The 17,106-nt window shown below is 58.0% G+C and carries 11 protein-coding genes; 5 read left to right on the top strand and 6 right to left on the bottom strand.

Going from position 1 to position 17,106, the window contains the following annotated elements; genetic code table 11:
- Positions 1 to 94 precede the first annotated feature (94 nt).
- Together gpmI and NMK_RS15040 are read left to right on the top strand one after the other, a co-directional pair.
- Complete coding sequence (gene gpmI, locus NMK_RS15045; RefSeq protein ID WP_109016576.1) at positions 95 to 1,660, top strand: 2,3-bisphosphoglycerate-independent phosphoglycerate mutase; 1,566 nt, start codon at positions 95 to 97, stop codon at positions 1,658 to 1,660.
- The gene (locus NMK_RS15040) at positions 1,660 to 2,898 is read left to right on the top strand and encodes a murein hydrolase activator EnvC family protein (RefSeq protein ID WP_109016575.1); all 1,239 of its coding nucleotides are present in this window, start codon (positions 1,660 to 1,662) and stop codon (positions 2,896 to 2,898) included. The genes gpmI and NMK_RS15040 overlap by 1 nt, the downstream gene beginning before the upstream one ends.
- 30 nt (positions 2,899 to 2,928) lie before the next feature.
- Here NMK_RS15040 and NMK_RS15035 read toward each other — a convergent pair whose 3' ends face one another.
- The 5 genes from NMK_RS15035 to clpB form a co-directional block, all read right to left on the bottom strand.
- Positions 2,929 to 4,125, bottom strand: coding sequence for an iron-containing alcohol dehydrogenase (locus tag NMK_RS15035; protein WP_109016574.1), 1,197 nt, complete (start codon positions 4,123 to 4,125; stop codon positions 2,929 to 2,931).
- Between the two features lie 369 nt (positions 4,126 to 4,494).
- A complete protein-coding gene (locus tag NMK_RS15030) occupies positions 4,495 to 4,914 on the bottom strand; it encodes a secondary thiamine-phosphate synthase enzyme YjbQ (RefSeq protein ID WP_109016573.1) in 420 nt (139 codons plus the stop codon).
- 218 nt (positions 4,915 to 5,132) lie between these two features.
- A complete protein-coding gene (locus tag NMK_RS15025) occupies positions 5,133 to 5,789 on the bottom strand; it encodes a thiopurine S-methyltransferase (RefSeq protein ID WP_109016572.1) in 657 nt (218 codons plus the stop codon).
- 71 nt (positions 5,790 to 5,860) lie between these two features.
- Positions 5,861 to 6,352 (bottom strand): hypothetical protein, encoded by a 492-nt coding sequence (locus tag NMK_RS15020; RefSeq protein ID WP_109016571.1) that lies wholly within the window; start codon positions 6,350 to 6,352, stop codon positions 5,861 to 5,863.
- Between the two features lie 107 nt (positions 6,353 to 6,459).
- A complete protein-coding gene (gene clpB, locus NMK_RS15015) occupies positions 6,460 to 9,039 on the bottom strand; it encodes an ATP-dependent chaperone ClpB (RefSeq protein WP_109016570.1) in 2,580 nt (859 codons plus the stop codon).
- 312 nt (positions 9,040 to 9,351) lie between these two features.
- On the opposite strand from clpB, the gene NMK_RS15010 reads away from it, so the two are divergent.
- The 3 genes from NMK_RS15010 to NMK_RS15000 all read left to right on the top strand — a co-directional run bounded on the left by NMK_RS15010 (position 9,352) and on the right by NMK_RS15000 (position 15,822).
- A complete protein-coding gene (locus NMK_RS15010; RefSeq protein ID WP_227871521.1) occupies positions 9,352 to 12,402 on the top strand; it encodes an EAL domain-containing protein in 3,051 nt (1,016 codons plus the stop codon).
- 3 nt (positions 12,403 to 12,405) lie between these two features.
- Complete coding sequence (locus NMK_RS15005) at positions 12,406 to 13,683, top strand: cyclic di-GMP phosphodiesterase (RefSeq protein WP_109016569.1); 1,278 nt, start codon at positions 12,406 to 12,408, stop codon at positions 13,681 to 13,683.
- A 108-nt stretch (positions 13,684 to 13,791) separates the two neighbouring features.
- Entirely contained in the window at positions 13,792 to 15,822 is a 2,031-nt protein-coding gene (locus NMK_RS15000) for a TonB-dependent copper receptor (protein WP_109016568.1), read from the top strand.
- 87 nt (positions 15,823 to 15,909) lie between these two features.
- Here the strand turns inward: NMK_RS15000 and NMK_RS14995 are convergent, their stop codons facing one another.
- Positions 15,910 to 16,842 (bottom strand): transporter, encoded by a 933-nt coding sequence (locus NMK_RS14995; RefSeq protein WP_109016567.1) that lies wholly within the window; start codon positions 16,840 to 16,842, stop codon positions 15,910 to 15,912.
- Positions 16,843 to 17,106: the final 264 nt, after the last annotated feature.

Genomic DNA, 17,106 nt, shown 5'->3' with positions numbered 1-17,106 from the left:
GAAGGACGACTAAACGCTGAGTATAATTGAAGAGCCTTGAAATATAATAGAATGGCTTGAAATTTGTGATGCCTCAGCAAGAGAACCCCATTCCATGACGACCTCCCGAGTCACCCCGATTCTGCTTCTTATCCTGGACGGCTTCGGCTACAGCGACGAAGCTGCCGACAATGCCATCGCCGCTGCAAGCACGCCCAACTGGGATGCGCTGTGGAACAACTATCCGCATACGCTCATCAACGCTTCCGAGCATTCGGTCGGCTTACCGGCCGGGCAAATGGGCAACTCCGAGGTAGGCCATCTCAACATCGGCGCCGGACGCGTGATCTACCAGGATTTCGAGCGCATCAACAACGCCATCGAAACCGGAGAGTTTTTTTCCAACCCTTGCTTGACCGAGGCCGTAACGACCGCCAAGGACAACGGCAAGGCCTTGCATATATTCGGGCTGGTATCCGACGGTGGCGTACACAGCCATGAGAGCCACATTCATGCGATGGTGGAGATGGCAGCACGTGCAGGACTGGAACAACTCTACGTGCACGCTTTCCTGGACGGCCGAGATACGCCGCCCAAGAGCGCCGCGCAGTATCTGCAAAACCTTGAAGCTGCCTATGAAAAATCCGGCGTGGGCCGCACCGCTTCCATCGTTGGCCGGTTTTACGCGATGGACCGCGACAAGCGCTGGGAGCGCGTGGAAGCTGCCTATGACCTGGTCGCCTTGGGGGAAGGTGCATTCAGTTATGTTTCTGCCCACGAGGCGCTGGATGCCGCTTATGCCCGCGGCGAATCCGACGAATTCGTCCAGGCAACGACCGTCGGCACGCCGGTCCGGGTCGAGGATGGGGACGTCATCGTCTACATGAATTTCCGTTCCGACCGCGCCCGTGAATTGACCAAGGCTTTCCTCGATACCGGATTCGATGGTTTCCAGCGCAAGCGCCTGCCGGTGCTGGGCGGCTATTACACGCTGACACTCTACGATAAGTCGGAAACCAATGCCCAAGTCGTGTTCCCGCCGCAATCCATCGAGAACAGCTTCGGCGAATATGTGTCCCGACTCGGCCTCAAGCAGCTGCGCATCGCCGAAACCGAAAAATACCCGCACGTCACCTTCTTCTTCAACGGCGGCGAAGAGCGCGTCTACGACGGGGAGGACCGTATTCTGGTGCCCTCGCCAAAAGTGGCCACTTACGATCTCAAGCCCGAGATGAGTGCTTTTGAAGTTACCGACAAACTGGTCGAGGCCATCCTAAGCCGCAAGTACGACGTCATCATTTGCAACTACGCCAATGCAGACATGGTGGGGCATACCGGCATACTCCCCGCGGCCATCCTCGCCATCGAAGCGGTGGATACCTGCGTAGGACGTGCAGTCGAGGCCATGCAAAGCATCGGCGGCGAAACCCTCATCACTGCAGACCACGGCAATGCGGAAGCTATGCACGATCATGCCAACCATCAGCCGCATACGCAGCACACTACCAATCTCGTGCCTTTCCTTTACGTCGGCCGTCCGGCGCATCTTGCCAAAACCGGCGCGCTTTCCGATATCGCGCCGACCATGTTGTCGCTTATGGGGCTGCCGCAACCCAAGGAAATGACGGGGCATGCCTTGGTCGATCTTAAGGCGGCACCGACGGCGGTGAATGCGCAATAGTGCGGCCTGCGCGTTTCATCCCGCCACTGCTGGCGGTGCTCCTGTTTCCAGCTTGGGTGGCTGAGGCTGCCCAGCCCAGCACCCAGGCATCCAAGGAATCCCTGCAAGATATCCAGAGCCGCATCCAGGACCTGAAGCAAGAACTCGACCGTACCGAAGGCGCCCATGCCGACGCCAGCGATGCGCTGAAGAAGAGTGAACAGGCCATCAGCGAAAGCAATCGCAAACTGATGGATCTGGCGCAGCAGGAAAAGGGCAATGCGGCGACGCTGAACGACATCCGCAAGGAAAAGTCCGGGCTGGAATCCACCATAGCTTCCCAGCAAAAACTACTGGGCGAGTTGTTCTACCGCCAGTATCTGAATGGTGATCAGAGTTACCTGCGCGCCCTGCTGCAACAGCGCGACCCCAACCAGATGGCGCGCGACGTAGTTTACCTGGGCTACGTCTCCAGGGCGCGTGCCAACCTGATCGGCGATCTGCGCCACAATCTCACGCATGTCGCCCAGCTGGACGCCCAGACCCAAAGCTCGCTGCAAAAAATTGCCGAGTTGAAAAGCGAGCAGGAAAAAGAACGCCAGGAACTTCAAAAACAGCAAGCCGAACGGCGTCAGCTGCTCCAACATCTTTCGGCCCAGATCAAATCGCAGCGAGGGGAAATTACCAAGCTCCAGCGCGACGAGAAACGGCTGACTCAGTTGATCGAGCGTTTAACTCGCTTGGCTGCCAAACCGCCCAAGAAACCAGCCACCAAAACGCCCTCCAAGCCGGAGCCAACTGAACCTCAAACTGCCCAGCAACGGAACGAAGAGCTGCCTACCCCCTATGCGGGCAACGGGGCCTTTGCTGCAACGCGAGGCAAACTTCGCCTACCGGTCAAAGGCGATATCGCCAATCGCTTCGGCAGTCCGCGCGAAGAAACTGGCATTTCGTGGAAAGGGTTGTTCATCAAGGCGCAAGAAGGTTCCGAGGTGCGAAGCATCGCCAATGGGCGCGTAGTATTCGCCGATTGGCTGCGTGGTTTCGGCAACCTGATCATCGTCGATCACGGCGATGGGTATATGAGCTTGTACGGGAACAACCAGACGCTGCTAAAGAAAGCGGGGGAAGAAGTCACCGCGGGCGATGCTATTGCGGCCGTCGGCAATAGCGGCGGCATTCCACAATCTGGCTTGTATTTCGAAATGCGCTACCAGAGCCGACCTTTTGATCCACTTAGTTGGTGCGCGTTGCGCTAGATCGCCCTCTGCGCTCCAAGATAGGTCGGCTTAGAGTCTAGTCGCCAGCATGGTGGCGACTTCTTCATTGGTTACCTCGACCGGATTGGTTTTCATGCTGTTGCCGCGGCAATTTGCCACGACCTTGGGGATATCATCGCCGCGCATCCCATAAGCGGATAAGCGTGGCAGTTCAAGGGCGGCCGTCCATCGCTCCAATCGCTGTATCAAATCCTGCCGCGCTTCCTCATCGTTCATCTGTGGCTGATTTGCCAGCAAACGACCGACCTCGGCGTACTTGTCTAAAGCTACGCTCTTCGACGATCGCTGTTGCAAGGCATCAATATTCGTTTGCGTGCACACCGCCAGCAAGGTGCCGCAGGCCACACCATGCGGAATCGGAAAATAGGCTCCAAGGGGTGCTGCCAGCCCGTGCACTGACCCCAGCCCTACTTGAGCCAGGGTAATCCCGGACACGAGCGCGGCATAAGCCATTTTTGCTCGCCCTTCCGCAGCGTTCGGCTTGTTATCGATCCATGCGAACAGGCCATCGCGTACCGCCTCGATCCCCGAGAGTGCCAGCGCATCCGTGAACGGATTCGCCTTGAGCGACACATAGGATTCCATTAACTGCGTCAACGCATCCATGCCATTGGCTGCAATCTGGCTCCTGGGGCACGAGACCAGCAGTTGCGGATCAAGCACGGCATAGTGCGGCACCAGATTCTCGTGCCGGAACGATTTCTTGAACCCCTCCGGCCCTTGCACCGACAGCACGGCATTCTTGGTCGCCTCGGAGCCTGTACCAGCGGTCGTCGGGACGGCGATGAACGGCACCGCATTGCCCGGATACGGTAATTCCGGCCCCACGCCTTCGAGGTAATCCATGACGGAATTTTCCACCCGCAGCAGACCGGCAACGGCTTTCGCGGTATCGAGGACGCTACCACCGCCAATCCCAAGCACGACATCGATGCCCGCAGATCGATAGGTTTTTGCCGCAGCATCGACCATTTGAGGCGAAGGCTCCTGCTCGACCTGCAATATCGAGATTTCACATTTCCCATTCTGCAACTCAGCCTGCAATGCCGCCCACTGGCTGGATTGCAAAAATGACCGCGCGCCGGTGACCAGTAATACACGCTTGCCGTACTGCTGCACGAGCTCCGGTATCCGTGTGGCGGTACCTTCACCAAAAATGATGCGGGGTAAACGGGAAATCTCAAAAGCGGGAAAAGTCGTGTGCATGGGTCACTCGATGAAATGGCGTCTTGACACCATATTATCGACGCATCGACTCGATCACAAATCAAGTTACGGAGTGAATCGATATTAAAACCTGGTTCAGCCTGAGTACGCGGGGAATTACAGGAGGGGAAACAGATTGCCAGTGCTAAACGAGAGGGAAACTACTCATTTAAAGCACTGGCCAGCGGTGCATCATTTCTTGTTGTTCTGTTTTTTGTTCTTGACTTGTGGAGGCATATTAACGACCGCAAGCCCTCATGCATATTGGGGATTGGATGAAAATGAGGTGGGAATTTTCTGACCCCGTTTAGGCGATCACCTACCACGTTTAGCATTGTCCATAAGGCAAGAGGCGGTGCCTACTGTCTTTCACTCGCCCATTAAATGCAGCACGACCTTTCGCATCGCGGCTGCGTGACGGTGTTCGAACAGGAAAATTCCTTGCCACGTCCCCAGCGCCAGCCTGCCATCGACCAGCGGAATAGATAGGTTCGTCTGGGTCAATGCCGTTCTCACATGGGCCGGCATGTCATCCGGCCCTTCTGCGGTATGAACGAACAAACGGTCGCCATCCGGTACCAGCCGCGCAAAAAATCGCTCGAGATCATCAACGACATCAGGATCGTAGTTTTCGTTAATGAGCAGACTGGCTGAGGTGTGCTGGATAAACAGCGTAAGCAGCCCGGTTTTCATGCCGATTGATTGAACCCACGCTTGTACTTGCCCGGTCAAGTCATAGATGCCCCGTCCGTGGGTCTTGTGAACCAAGGTATGAGTCGCTTGCTTCATAAGTCTTTCATTGAGCGATCAAATATAAAAAACAGAGTGCGATAAAGCGACACCCCTACAAAAAACTCATGAAAATCATGAGGCTCTTTTAATTAAGATATCTTGATCCTGTTATTTATTTTTTGTATACTGAACTCGCTTCATCTCCTTTTGATTGCTTGTTCATTTCGGCGGGAGCCTCCACTCCCGCCGTTTTTTTGCCCGCAGTTTTGCATCGCTTAATTTTTTCTGGTCAAGCGGTACACCTTCTCGACCAAACGTTCCAATCCCTTCGCCTGAAATCTCGACTCGCGAGAAAGAATGTTTTCCTCATGAAGCAGCTCAATATCCGAATGTTCGCCATAGAGGGCATGGACTTCATCCGTCGTCACGCTAAACGGCGGGCCGTCCATTTGATGCTGCGGATACTCAAAGGCAATGAGCAGGGTTGGCGTTCTGGGGACGAGCAGGTCGGTCAGCTTCGCTGCATATTGGCCTCTCATGTCCGGCGGTAGCGCGACGAGGGAGGCGCGGTCGTACACCGCCGAGATTTCGCCCAGTAGCGCGTGGTTCAAGCTGAACAAATCTCCGCACCACAACACGTAGCCGCCCGCTTCGAAACGACGGAAATTCAACACCTCCGTCTCAACCGGCACCAACCCGTTTTCCTCGAAGAACTCGCGCACCGCGACCTCGCTAAGCTCTACCCCCACCACATCGAACCCCTGTTCTCGCAGCCATATCATGTCCCGGCTTTTGCCGCAGAGCGGCACGAACACCCGACCGCCGGTAACGCCTAAAGCCGGCCAGAACCGCATGAGATATGGATTGATATCTTCCTGGTGAAAACCGATTTGTTTGAGCGCCCAACGCTCATGCCAGAATTCGTGATGCACGGCTGCCTTTCAGCATCAATGGGGAAAACAAGAATATCACGCCACTTAAACTCGGCTTGTGATGGCAAAACTCAGCGATGCCAGTGGTGCCTGGGGTAAGGATAGTAAAAATACGGGTACGGCCCCCAGAATGGATCATAGAAATACGGATACGGCCGCATCAGCAGCTCCTGCCGCAAAGCGTCGACCTCTTGCTGATGCTTGCGCTCACGCTGAGTGAATTCGTCAGCCAGGCTATCTCGAATCGCCTGCTGCTGGTCGTTGAACATGAAGTCCAGCACTGGGATAGATACGCCTTGCTTATTAAGATCGACGATCTGCTGCGGCGTCAGCGCGTAGCGCGAGTGGGAATCTCTGATTTTCGCAATAATCGCCTCAGGCTTCTCGCCTGCCTTGGAAAGCGCCACGATCTCGTCCAGCGAAAGATTAGGCACCGGCTTCGGCATCAGACGATCCAGTTCTTCCGGCGACATGCGCACGACCTTGGGTTGATCGTGCTGCGGGTTGCTGGCGCAACCGGCCAGCGCAGTCAGCACCACCATCGCCATCACAGACCAGCGCATATCCTTTTCCTTCCTTCGAATCCTAAACAATTGGACCTACCATTGCCGCCCGAGTTGCCGCGCCGTAACAACAAAAAGGCCGGCAATCGCCGGCCTGGAACATGCGCTTAGCCCTTGCTGAACACCATGCGTCCGCCCTTAAAATCCACCTTGACGGTGTCCTTGGCAGCAAAACTGCCGGACAGGATTTCCTTGGCCAGCGGATTCTCGATCTCGGACTGGATCGCCCGCTTCAACGGACGGGCGCCATAGACCGGATCGAAGCCCGCGTTAGCGATTTCCGCCAACGCATTGTCGGTGACCTGCAAGTGCATTTCCATCGATTGCAACCGCTTCGCCAAACCTTGCAGCTGGATAGAGGCGATCGACTTGATATGTGCGTCGCCCAGCGAGTGGAAGACCACCACCTCGTCGATGCGGTTGACGAACTCAGGGCGGAAATAGCTCTTCACTTCGCCCATCACTGCCAGCTTGATCACCTGGTAATCGTCGCCCGCCATTTGCTGGATCATCTGGCTGCCCAGGTTGGAAGTCATGATGATGACCGTATTCTTGAAATCCACCGTCCGCCCCTGCCCGTCCGTCATGCGGCCGTCGTCCAGCACTTGCAGCAACACGTTGAACACGTCGGGATGCGCTTTTTCCACCTCGTCCAGCAGGATCACGGAATACGGCTTGCGACGCACGGCCTCGGTCAGGTAACCGCCCTCCTCGTAGCCTACGTAACCCGGAGGCGCGCCGATCAATCGGGCGACCGAATGCTTCTCCATGAACTCGCTCATGTCGATGCGGATCAAATGCTCCTCCGAATCGAACAGGAAATTCGCCAACGCCTTGCACAGCTCAGTCTTGCCCACGCCGGTCGGCCCCAGGAAGAGGAACGATCCGTAAGGCCGATTAGGGTCGGACAAGCCCGAACGCGAACGGCGAATGGCGTCAGAGACCAGACGAACGGCTTCGTCCTGACCCACCACGCGCTCGTGCAATTTATCTTCCATCTGCAACAGCTTGTCGCGCTCGCCCTGCATCATCTTGGACACCGGGATACCAGTCGCCCGGCTCACCACCTCGGCGATTTCCTCGGCACCGACTTGAGTGCGCAGCAGCTTGGGTTTTTCCGTCGATTGCTCGGCGCTGGCGGCCTGCTTAAGCTGCGCTTCCAGCTGCGGCAGCTTGCCGTATTGCAGCTCGGACATCTGCTGCCAATCGCCCTTGCGCTTAGCCTCTTCCATCTGCTGGCGAATGTTGTCGATTTCCTCCTTGATATGTGTCGAGCCTTGCACCTGGGCTTTTTCCGCGCGCCAGATTTCATCCAGATCGGCGTACTCCTTCTCCAGCTTGGCAATTTCTTCCTCGATCAGGGCAAAACGTTTCTGCGAGGCCTCGTCCTTTTCCTTGCGCACGGCTTCGCGTTCGATCTTGAGCTGAATCAGCCGGCGATCCAGCTTGTCCATGACTTCCGGCTTGGAATCGATCTCCATCTTGACGCGTGAAGCGGCCTCGTCGATGAGATCGATGGCCTTGTCCGGCAGGAAGCGGTCGGTAATGTAGCGATGGCTCAGTTCGGCCGCAGCCACGATGGCCGGGTCGGTAATATCCACACCGTGGTGCAGTTCATAGCGCTCTTGCAGGCCGCGCAGGATGGCGATGGTCGATTCCACGCTAGGCTCGTCCACCAGCACTTTCTGGAAGCGTCGCTCCAGCGCGGCATCCTTCTCGATATATTTGCGGTATTCGTCCAGCGTGGTCGCGCCGATGCAATGCAATTCGCCGCGAGCCAGTGCCGGTTTCAGCATATTGCCGGCATCCATCGCACCCTCGGCCTTGCCTGCGCCGACCATGGTATGAATCTCGTCGATGAAGACGATGTTCATGCCTTCGTCCTGGGCAAGTTCCTTGAGTACAGCCTTGAGGCGCTCCTCGAATTCGCCGCGGTACTTGGCGCCCGCCAACAACCCTGCCATGTCCAGCGACAGAACGCGCTTGTTGCGTAGCGTATCCGGCACCTCACCGTTGACGATGCGCTGCGCCAGGCCTTCGACGATGGCGGTCTTGCCCACGCCGGGCTCGCCGATCAGCACCGGGTTGTTCTTGGTACGACGCTGCAGGACCTGGATCGCCCGGCGGATTTCGTCGTCACGGCCGATCACCGGGTCGAGCTTGCCTTGGCGTGCACGCTCGGTCAGGTCCAGCGTGTATTTCTTGAGCGCCTCGCGATTGCCCTCGGCTTCCGGGCTTTGCACCTGCTCACCACCGCGCACCGCCTGGATCGCCTGCTCCAGCGTCTTGCGATGCAAGCCGCTTTCCTTGAGCAAACGCCCGGTCTCGCCCTTGTCCTCGGTCAGCGCCAGCAGGAACATTTCGCTCGCAATATAGGTATCGTTGCGCTTTTGCGCTTCTTTGTCCGTCACGTTGAGCAGGTTGTTGAGATCGCGCGAAATATTCACTTCGCCGCCCTGGCCTTCGACCTTGGGCAAACGGCTGATCGCATGCTGCAGGTTGTTCTTGAGCGGCGCCAGGTTGGCGCCCGCACGTTGGAGCAGCGAAGCGGTGCCGCCGTCTTCCTGGTTGAGCAGCGCCAGCAACAGGTGCTGGGGCTCGATGAACGAATTGTCGTTGCCCACGGCAATGCTTTGCGCATCGGCCAGGGCTTGCTGGAATTTGGTCGTCAGTTTGTCGAATCGCATGAGGAACCCCTCTCAATGGTATTAGCCGTTAAATAAGGGATTAAGCTGGTTTTTCAAGCACGTGCCGCTTGGTTAATATAAAAATTCTGATACAACGCTTTTGCTTCCGTCTTCAAAATGGTAACGTTGAGTAAATGAGGAATTCTGCCCACATCATAGGTAAGGTTAATCCTACACCGACCATGCCGATCGGCAAACCTGCCAAGTTGGGCGGCGGCGTTTATTCAGGGCTTCCGGATTAAGCCTGTGTTGCTGCCTAAATCCTTCACCTCCAGGTTGAACAGCCCCGGTTCTGAATCGAACGAGGCCGCGATGCTGCAAGATCTCGTCGCGCAAGTAAGCGACTGCACCGGCGAAGCGCTCTATGCCAATGCCCTCGATTGGCTGCAAAAATGGCTCAAGGCCGATATCTGCTTCATCGGCGAGACCGATCAACAGCACAACATCATCCGCGCTATTCGCGGCGACAGCCGCCGTCAGCTTCAAGTCGGCACTCAGTACGAACTTGTGAATTCGCCCTGCGAACGGGCTATCCGCCAAGGGTTCCATTACGTCCCGGCCAAGGTAGCGGAAGCCCACCCCCTCTATCCTTCGCTACGCGCACTGAATATCGAAGGCTATGCCGGCGTGCCGCTTCGCGACAAGCACGGCCAGTTGCTGGGCATGCTGGTCATGCTGTCGCACGGCGAATTGCAACTGCCCGATTACGCACTCAACCTGCTGCGTATCCTGGCGGCGCGGATTTCAGGCGAAATGGCCCGTATTCGCGCCGACGCCACGCGCCAGGAGAGCGAATTCTTCTCGCGTGCGGTGCTCGACGCCATGCCGGCAGACGTATGCGTGCTCGACCATCGCGGCGTGATTATTGCCGCTAATCAACGGTGGAAGCAGCTCAGCACGCTGCTGGAGGGCGACGAGATTTGCGGCACAGGCCGCCACTATTTGAACGACTGCCTCGCCGCCAGCCGCTTGCATGAGGGCGACGCAGCCGCACTACGTTCAGGCACTGAGCTTTTGCTGAGCGGCCGGCGCGATACCTTCCGCCACGAATTCGAATGCCCTGTCACGCGTCGCTGGTTCCTGCTGATAGCGAGCCGTTTCAGCCAGGGTCGCCAGAGCTATATCGTACTGACCCAACTCGACATTACCGATCGCAAGCAGGCGGAGGCCCACCTCGAAAATCGCAGCGTCATCCTTGACGGGATGATCTCGAGCGATTGGCTGCTGCATTCGATGGAGCCCTGGCACAAGGTGATGCCGGAAGTCCTCAACATGATCGGCAAAGCCACAGATGTAGAACGCGTTTACCTGTACCGTCATGAGTCCGTCAGGGCCGCGCTGCAACATGTCTGGCAAACCCAGGCGCCAGAAGAACTCTTGCAACCGCCCTACGGCGATATTCGTTATGACGACGACGGCTGCCGGCGCTGGGCCGAGACGCTGAGCCACGGCCAGGCGATTTTCGGCGAGCTAACCGAGTTTCCGGAAACGGAACAGCAGTTGCTGCGTCAGCACGGCAGCTGCATGCTCACGTTGATCCCCGTATTCAGCGGCGACGAGTGGTGGGGCTTCATCGCGCTCGAAAGCTGCACGGTGCCGCGCGAAATGTCGCCACACGAGCTGAGTGCGCTCATGGCAGCCGGACGCTCACTCGGCGTCGCCATTCAACGAGAATCCGCCAACAAGCGCCTCACCCAGGCCATGATCGCCTTCGACAGCATCGCCGAGGGCGTCGTCATCACCGACGACAAAGCCGTCATTACGGCCATCAACAAAGGTTTTACCGAGATCACCGGCTATACCGAAGATGACATCCTCGGCCATCCCATCTACCGCCTGCGCTCCGACGAACACGGCAAGGAGTTCTATCACGCTATTTGGCACGTGGTCATTCAGGAAGGTCGCTGGCGCGGCGAAGTATGGAACCGGCGTAAGGACGGCAGCGCCTTCCCCGGCTGGCTGACCATTACCGAAGTGGCGGATGCAGACGGCAATGCCATTAATTATGTCGCCGTATTTTCCGATGTCTCCGAAGTTCGCCAGGTCGAAAATCGGCTGCAGGAACTGGTCAACCACGACCCGCTCACCGGCCTGCCGAATCGTCGCTTGCTGAACGAGTTGATGGGCCATGCGATCAAGCGCGCCGAGCGCGAGCAGTCGATGATCGGCGTGCTGTTCATCGACCTCGACCGCTTCAAGACCATCAACGACTCGCTCGGTCACCAGATGGGAGACAAGTTGCTTGTCGAAGTCGCGTCGCGGCTCCGTAGCGCCATGCGAGAGAGCGACGCCGTGGCGCGCCTCGGCGGCGACGAATTCGTAGTCATGGTGGACGATTTGCGCGACATTGAAGACGCCCGCCTCATCGCGCAGAAAATCATCGCCTCGCTGCACCAGGAGTTCATCATTGAAGGCAAGGAATTCTTCATCGGTGCGAGCATCGGCATCAGCGTCTACCCCAACCACGGTCGCGAAGTCGACGACCTGCTCAAGGCGGCGGACATCGCCATGTACCAGGTCAAGAACCAAGGCAAGAACGGTTATTTGTTCTACACGGCCGAACTGAGCGAAAACGCCGTCGAGCGCTTTACGCTCGAATCAACCCTAAGGCGCGCGCTGGAACGCGAACAGTTCGAACTGTACTACCAGCCCCAGGTATCGCTCTCCACAGGTCGCATCATCGGTGCCGAAGCGCTCATCCGCTGGCATCACCCGGAACTGGGCTTGGTTTCACCCGCCAAGTTCATTCCGCTGGCGGAGGAATCCGACCTCATCATCCAGATCGGCGAATGGGTATTGCGCGAAGCGGCCACCCAGGCCAAGCGCTGGGCCGCCGCCGGCTATGCGCTGGAATGGATTTCGGTCAACGTCTCGGGCGTGCAGATCCAGCGCAGCAATTTCGTGGATACCGTCTACGGCGTACTGATCGAGACCGATTGCGATCCCAGCCTGCTGGAGCTCGAAATTACCGAGAGCACCATCATGCGCAACACCGAACACGTCATCGGCATGCTCGACCACATCAAGGCCCTGGGCCTGCGGCTTGCCATCGACGATTTCGGCACCGGCTATTCGTCGCTTTCGCACTTAAAGCGGCTGCCCTTGCACAAACTCAAGATCGACCAATCCTTCGTGCACGACCTGCCGCACGACACCGACGATGCCGCCATTGCCCGCGTGATTCGAGGGCTGGGCAACAGCCTGGGGCTATCGGTCATCGCAGAAGGCGTCGAAACACAGGAGCAAGCGGAGTTCCTGCTCTCCATCGGCTGCGACGAAGGCCAAGGTTATTTATACAGTCCGCCCGTATCGGCAACTGCATTCACAGCACTACTAGAAAACGACAAGTTGAAACAACAGTAAGTTATGGAATCACGACAATATTTCCTGGACCCCGAGCAACTGCGTGTGGGCATCTACGTCCACCTCGACTTGGGCTGGATGGACCACCCGTTTACCTTCAATAATTTCAAGATCAAGAACGAAAAACAGCTGGACCAAGTCAAGCAACTCGGCCTCAAACGCTTCCGCTACGACCCTTTGCGCAGCGATTGCGAACCGCTGCCCAAGGCGCCGCCCGCCGCCGTACCTCCCCCCGTGGCTGCTCCTACACCTGTCGAGGTGCCGGAAGATCAGCCGGGCGTCATGGATGAGTTCCATACCAAGCGGTTGGAGCAATTGCAGGACGCTATCCACGAGTGCGAACGCAAGTTCATGGCGGCTTCGACCACCGTGCGCCAGGCTACCCGCAATATCAAGACTCAGCCGCGACAAGTCATCAAGGACGTAGAGAGCCTTATCTCCGACATGGTGGACTCGGTCATGACCGAGAGCGACGTCATCCTGCACGCCATGAACGGCCACACGATGGGCGACGAATCCTACGTGCATGCCCTCAACGTCAGCGTGCTGGCCTTGATGCTGGCGAAATCGCTCGACATGACGGTGGAAGATGCGCGCCACCTCGGCATGGCCGCGATTTTCCACGACATGGGCAAGAGCGAGATTCCCGATCGCGTATTGTTGAAGACCGATCCGCTCACCAAGGCCGAGCAATCGTTGGTCGAACAACACACCGAGATCGGTGCTCGCCTCGCGCGCGAAGTCGAGATGAACGCACGCATCGTCAAGGTCATCATGCAGCACCACGAGTGCGCCGACGGCTCAGGCTATCCGCTCGGTCTTAAGCTCGACGCCATCGATCCGCTGGCGCGACTGGTCGCCATCGTCAACACCTACGACAACCTGTGCAATCCGCTTAACGCGGCGCAAAGCATGACGCCCTACGAAGCGCTCTCGCACATGTTTGCCACCCAGCGCAACAAGTTCGATTCGGCCATGCTCAAGCTGCTGATCAAGTGTCTGGGCGTCTACCCGCCGGGCAGCATCGTCTACCTCTCCTCCGGGGAGTACGGCATCGTGCTGTCGGTCAACCCCAGCAAGCCGCTCCGACCATTCGTCATGCTGCACATGCCCGAGGTGCCGCGCGAGACGCCGATGATCCTCGACTTGAGCGAGCTGCCCAACATGAACATCACCAAGTGCCTGCGTGTGAACCAGCTGCCCAAGGACGTCTACGATTACTTGAGTCCGCGCAAGCGCATCAGCTACTTCATGAACCGCGACAGCGCCGGCGAGTCCTGATCCCCAGCCTTGTAGCCCTTTCCTGCGGCAATTAGTCACATTCCGCCCGCAGTCCGGCTTCGATAGTATTCGGGATGTTTTTATCCCGTTACTGGAGCCGATAACAATATGAAGTTCACCTTCCGCCCGTTGACGCTTGCCGTCTTGTTCGCCCTTCCCGCCTACGCTCATGCCGAAACGCTGACCACCGACGATGTCGTGGTGACTGCTGCGCACACCGAACAACCCTTGAAAATCGAAACCGACGCCAAGGCACCACGCCAGCCGGTGCCTGCTCACGACGGCGCCGATTACCTCAAGACCATTCCCGGCTTCGACGTCATCCGCAAGGGTGGCAGCGACGGCGATCCGGTCTTCCGCGGCATGGCAGGCTCGCGCCTCGGCATTCTGTTGGATGGTGAACAAATCCTGGGCGGCTGCGGCGGGCGCATGGACCCGCCCACGGCTTACATCTTCCCCGAGACCTACGACCGCATCACCGTGTTGAAAGGCCCGCAAACCGTGCTGTACGCTCCCGGCAGTTCGGCCGCCACTGTGCTGTTCGAACGCAACATCAAGCGCGAAGCCGGATGGCACGGTCACGGCGCGCTCACCTTGGGCAGCTTCGGGCGCAACGACGAATTGGCGCAGGTCCGCGGCGGCACCGAAAACTTCTTCGTGGAAGGCACCGGTTCGCGCTCGCATTCCGGCAACTACGAGGATGGCAACGGCAGGGAAGTACATTCCCGCTATACGCGCTGGAGCGAAGGCATTCGCTTCGGCCTGACACCGGACGACAACACCCAGCTGACTGTGGCCGCGAACCGCAGCAACGGCCAGGCGGCGTATGCCGATCGCAGCGTGGACGGCTCCAAGTTCGAGCGCGAGAACTACGACATCAAATTCCGCAAGCAGAACCTCTCAGACGTGGTCGAGAGCGTGGAGGCGCAAGGCTATTACAACTATATCGACCACGTGATGGACAACTACACGCTGCGACCCGCCACCGGCATGAAAACCGCGATGAATCCGGACCGCGAAACCAAGGGCGGCCGCGTAGCCGTCAAGCTGGCACTCGCCCCGCAAACCCATGCCACCCTGGGCGCGGACTACCAAACCAACCAGCATACCGGCCGCATGACCATGAACGAGACCATGATGCCGTATGAAGACATGCCGCGTGTGGACGATGCCAAGTCCCGCAACTACGGGATTTTCGGCGAGCTGGCGCACGACCTGACGCAGCACGACCGTGTAATCGGCGGCTTGCGCCTGGATCGCTGGCAAGCGAACGACCAGCGTGCCGACATTTCGATCAACATGATGAGCACAGTCGCCAACCCTACTGCCGGCAAAGAAAGGAGTCGCACACTCACCAGCGGTTTCGGGCGCTTCGAGCACGACCTGGAAGGCACGCCTGCCACCGTTTATGCCGGACTGGGCCATACGGAACGCTTCCCCGACTATTGGGAACTGATCAGCAAGGAAAGCGCGACCTCGTTCAGCGCCTTCGATACCAAACCGGAAAAAACTACGCAGCTCGATATCGGCACCCTCTTCACCCTCGGCCGCCTGTCGGTATCGCTCTCTGGCTTCTACAGCAATATCGACGACTACATCCTGATCCAGTCCAACTACGTCAAACCCATGGGAATGATGGGCACGCGCACCACGACCATCGTCCGCAACGTCGATGCCACCACCTGGGGCGGCGAACTGGGCGCGAGCTACAAGCTGACCGACACCTGGAAACTTGACGGCAGCCTGGCCTACGTGCGCGGCGAAAACGACACCGACGACCGCCCGCTCGCCCAAATGACGCCGCTGGAAGGCCGGTTGGGCGTGAACTACGACGACAAGACCTGGTCGTTCGGTTCCCTGCTGCGCCTGGTTGCCAAGCAGGATCGCGTGGCAGTCGACCAGGGCAACATCGTGGGGCAAGACATCGGCAAGACCGGCGGCTTCGCGGTGTTCTCGGTCAATGGCGGCTGGCGGCCGAAACAGGGCCTGCTGATCGCCGCAGGCGTGGATAACCTGTTCGACAAAAACTACGCCGAACACATCAGCCGTGCCGGTTCGATGCTGGCTGGTTTTACCCAAACCACCCGCATCAACGAACCGGGACGCATGGTCTGGGTAAAGGGTACGTTGGACTTCTAAATCCTCGCGTAAATCTTCGGAAGCCGATAGCAAAACGGGCAGACACCTCACGGCACCCGCCCGTTTGTTTTTGAAAAGCGCTAACGCTTAAAACTGCATGCTGACGCCCATGGCAGCCGACCAATCGGCGGTCAGCTGTACGCCGTTCACGTCTTGATAGATCGGCTTCTGGATGAACCCGTAGACCTGGATATCCTTGCTCGCCTTGTAGCTCACGCCGGGGGTCAGGAACACGTAGCGCCCACCGGAGTCCTCGGCTTCCGCATTGGCACCGCTATCCCTGGATTTATGCTGGGCATTGACCTGCAACATCAGGCTCCAATCCGGCGTCGCGGCATAGCTCACACCGGCATCAAGCGCAAGCTGACGACCGGGACGAAAATCGTCGCGCTCATGGATCACCTGTTGCCAGGTGCCTTGCACGAACCAGTTGGCGGCCCCTTCACGCCGGTTGTAGTACAAGCCCAGCACGCCATCCGTACTGCCGGTGCCGGGTTGCAGACTGCGCTCGGCCTTTTCCGAACCGTTGCTTTGGCTGATGCTGCCTGTAGGTAGCTTGAGGCCGAAGCGCACGCCAGCCGTGTCGTTCATGCCTTGATAGAACGCGTATCTTGCGACGGCCTGGATATCACCGATTTCCGTGAACCGCCAGGTTTCGGATTCCGGTCCGGCAGCGTTGTTAAAAATATGATTGTGGTAGCGGTTCATCAGCGGCACGCGCAAGCTCACGCCCCACTCGGGAGAAAAGCTGTAATCCAGCGTGCCGATGAAATTGCGGTTAAGCGTGCGCACCTCGTCGTGAGTATCGACCACGCCCGCAGGGCCGGTTTTATGCGTCCCTTCACGCAGTTGGTCGAGATCAATGTACTCAGCACGCAAATCGATTCGTACTCCCGGCTTGTCCCATACGCCTTGGGTATCCCAGTTGGTGTTGAGCGTGCAAAACGCACCACCGCAATGGGCGAATACGGGAGTGGAAACTGCCAGCATGACCGCCGCAGGGAGCAAACGCGACTTCATAAAGATGCGCCAAGAATGAAAGTTATGATTCTAGGCAAAAAGTACGGGCGGTCCGTGCGGCATAATGTCGCACCAGGCAAGCAACGTAGCACCTCACCTCTCAGCGACTTGTTCATTAGGTCGCAAAAAGAAAGCCCCCGGCGGGGTTAGACCGGGGGCTCGCGGTCCGGGTGCAATCCGGAAGTCTGCAGTGCTGTCCTTGGGGAAGACAGCGAGGCCATTCTAGAGGTTGTAAGCGATTGGTGGAATTAGACATATTGTCGC

The sequence above is a fragment of the Novimethylophilus kurashikiensis genome, from assembly GCF_003112435.1.
GTDB classification, from domain to species: domain Bacteria; phylum Pseudomonadota; class Gammaproteobacteria; order Burkholderiales; family Methylophilaceae; genus Novimethylophilus; species Novimethylophilus kurashikiensis.
Note: the sequence above shows the minus strand (reverse complement) of the source record. Positions and strands in the feature narration are given on the sequence as shown.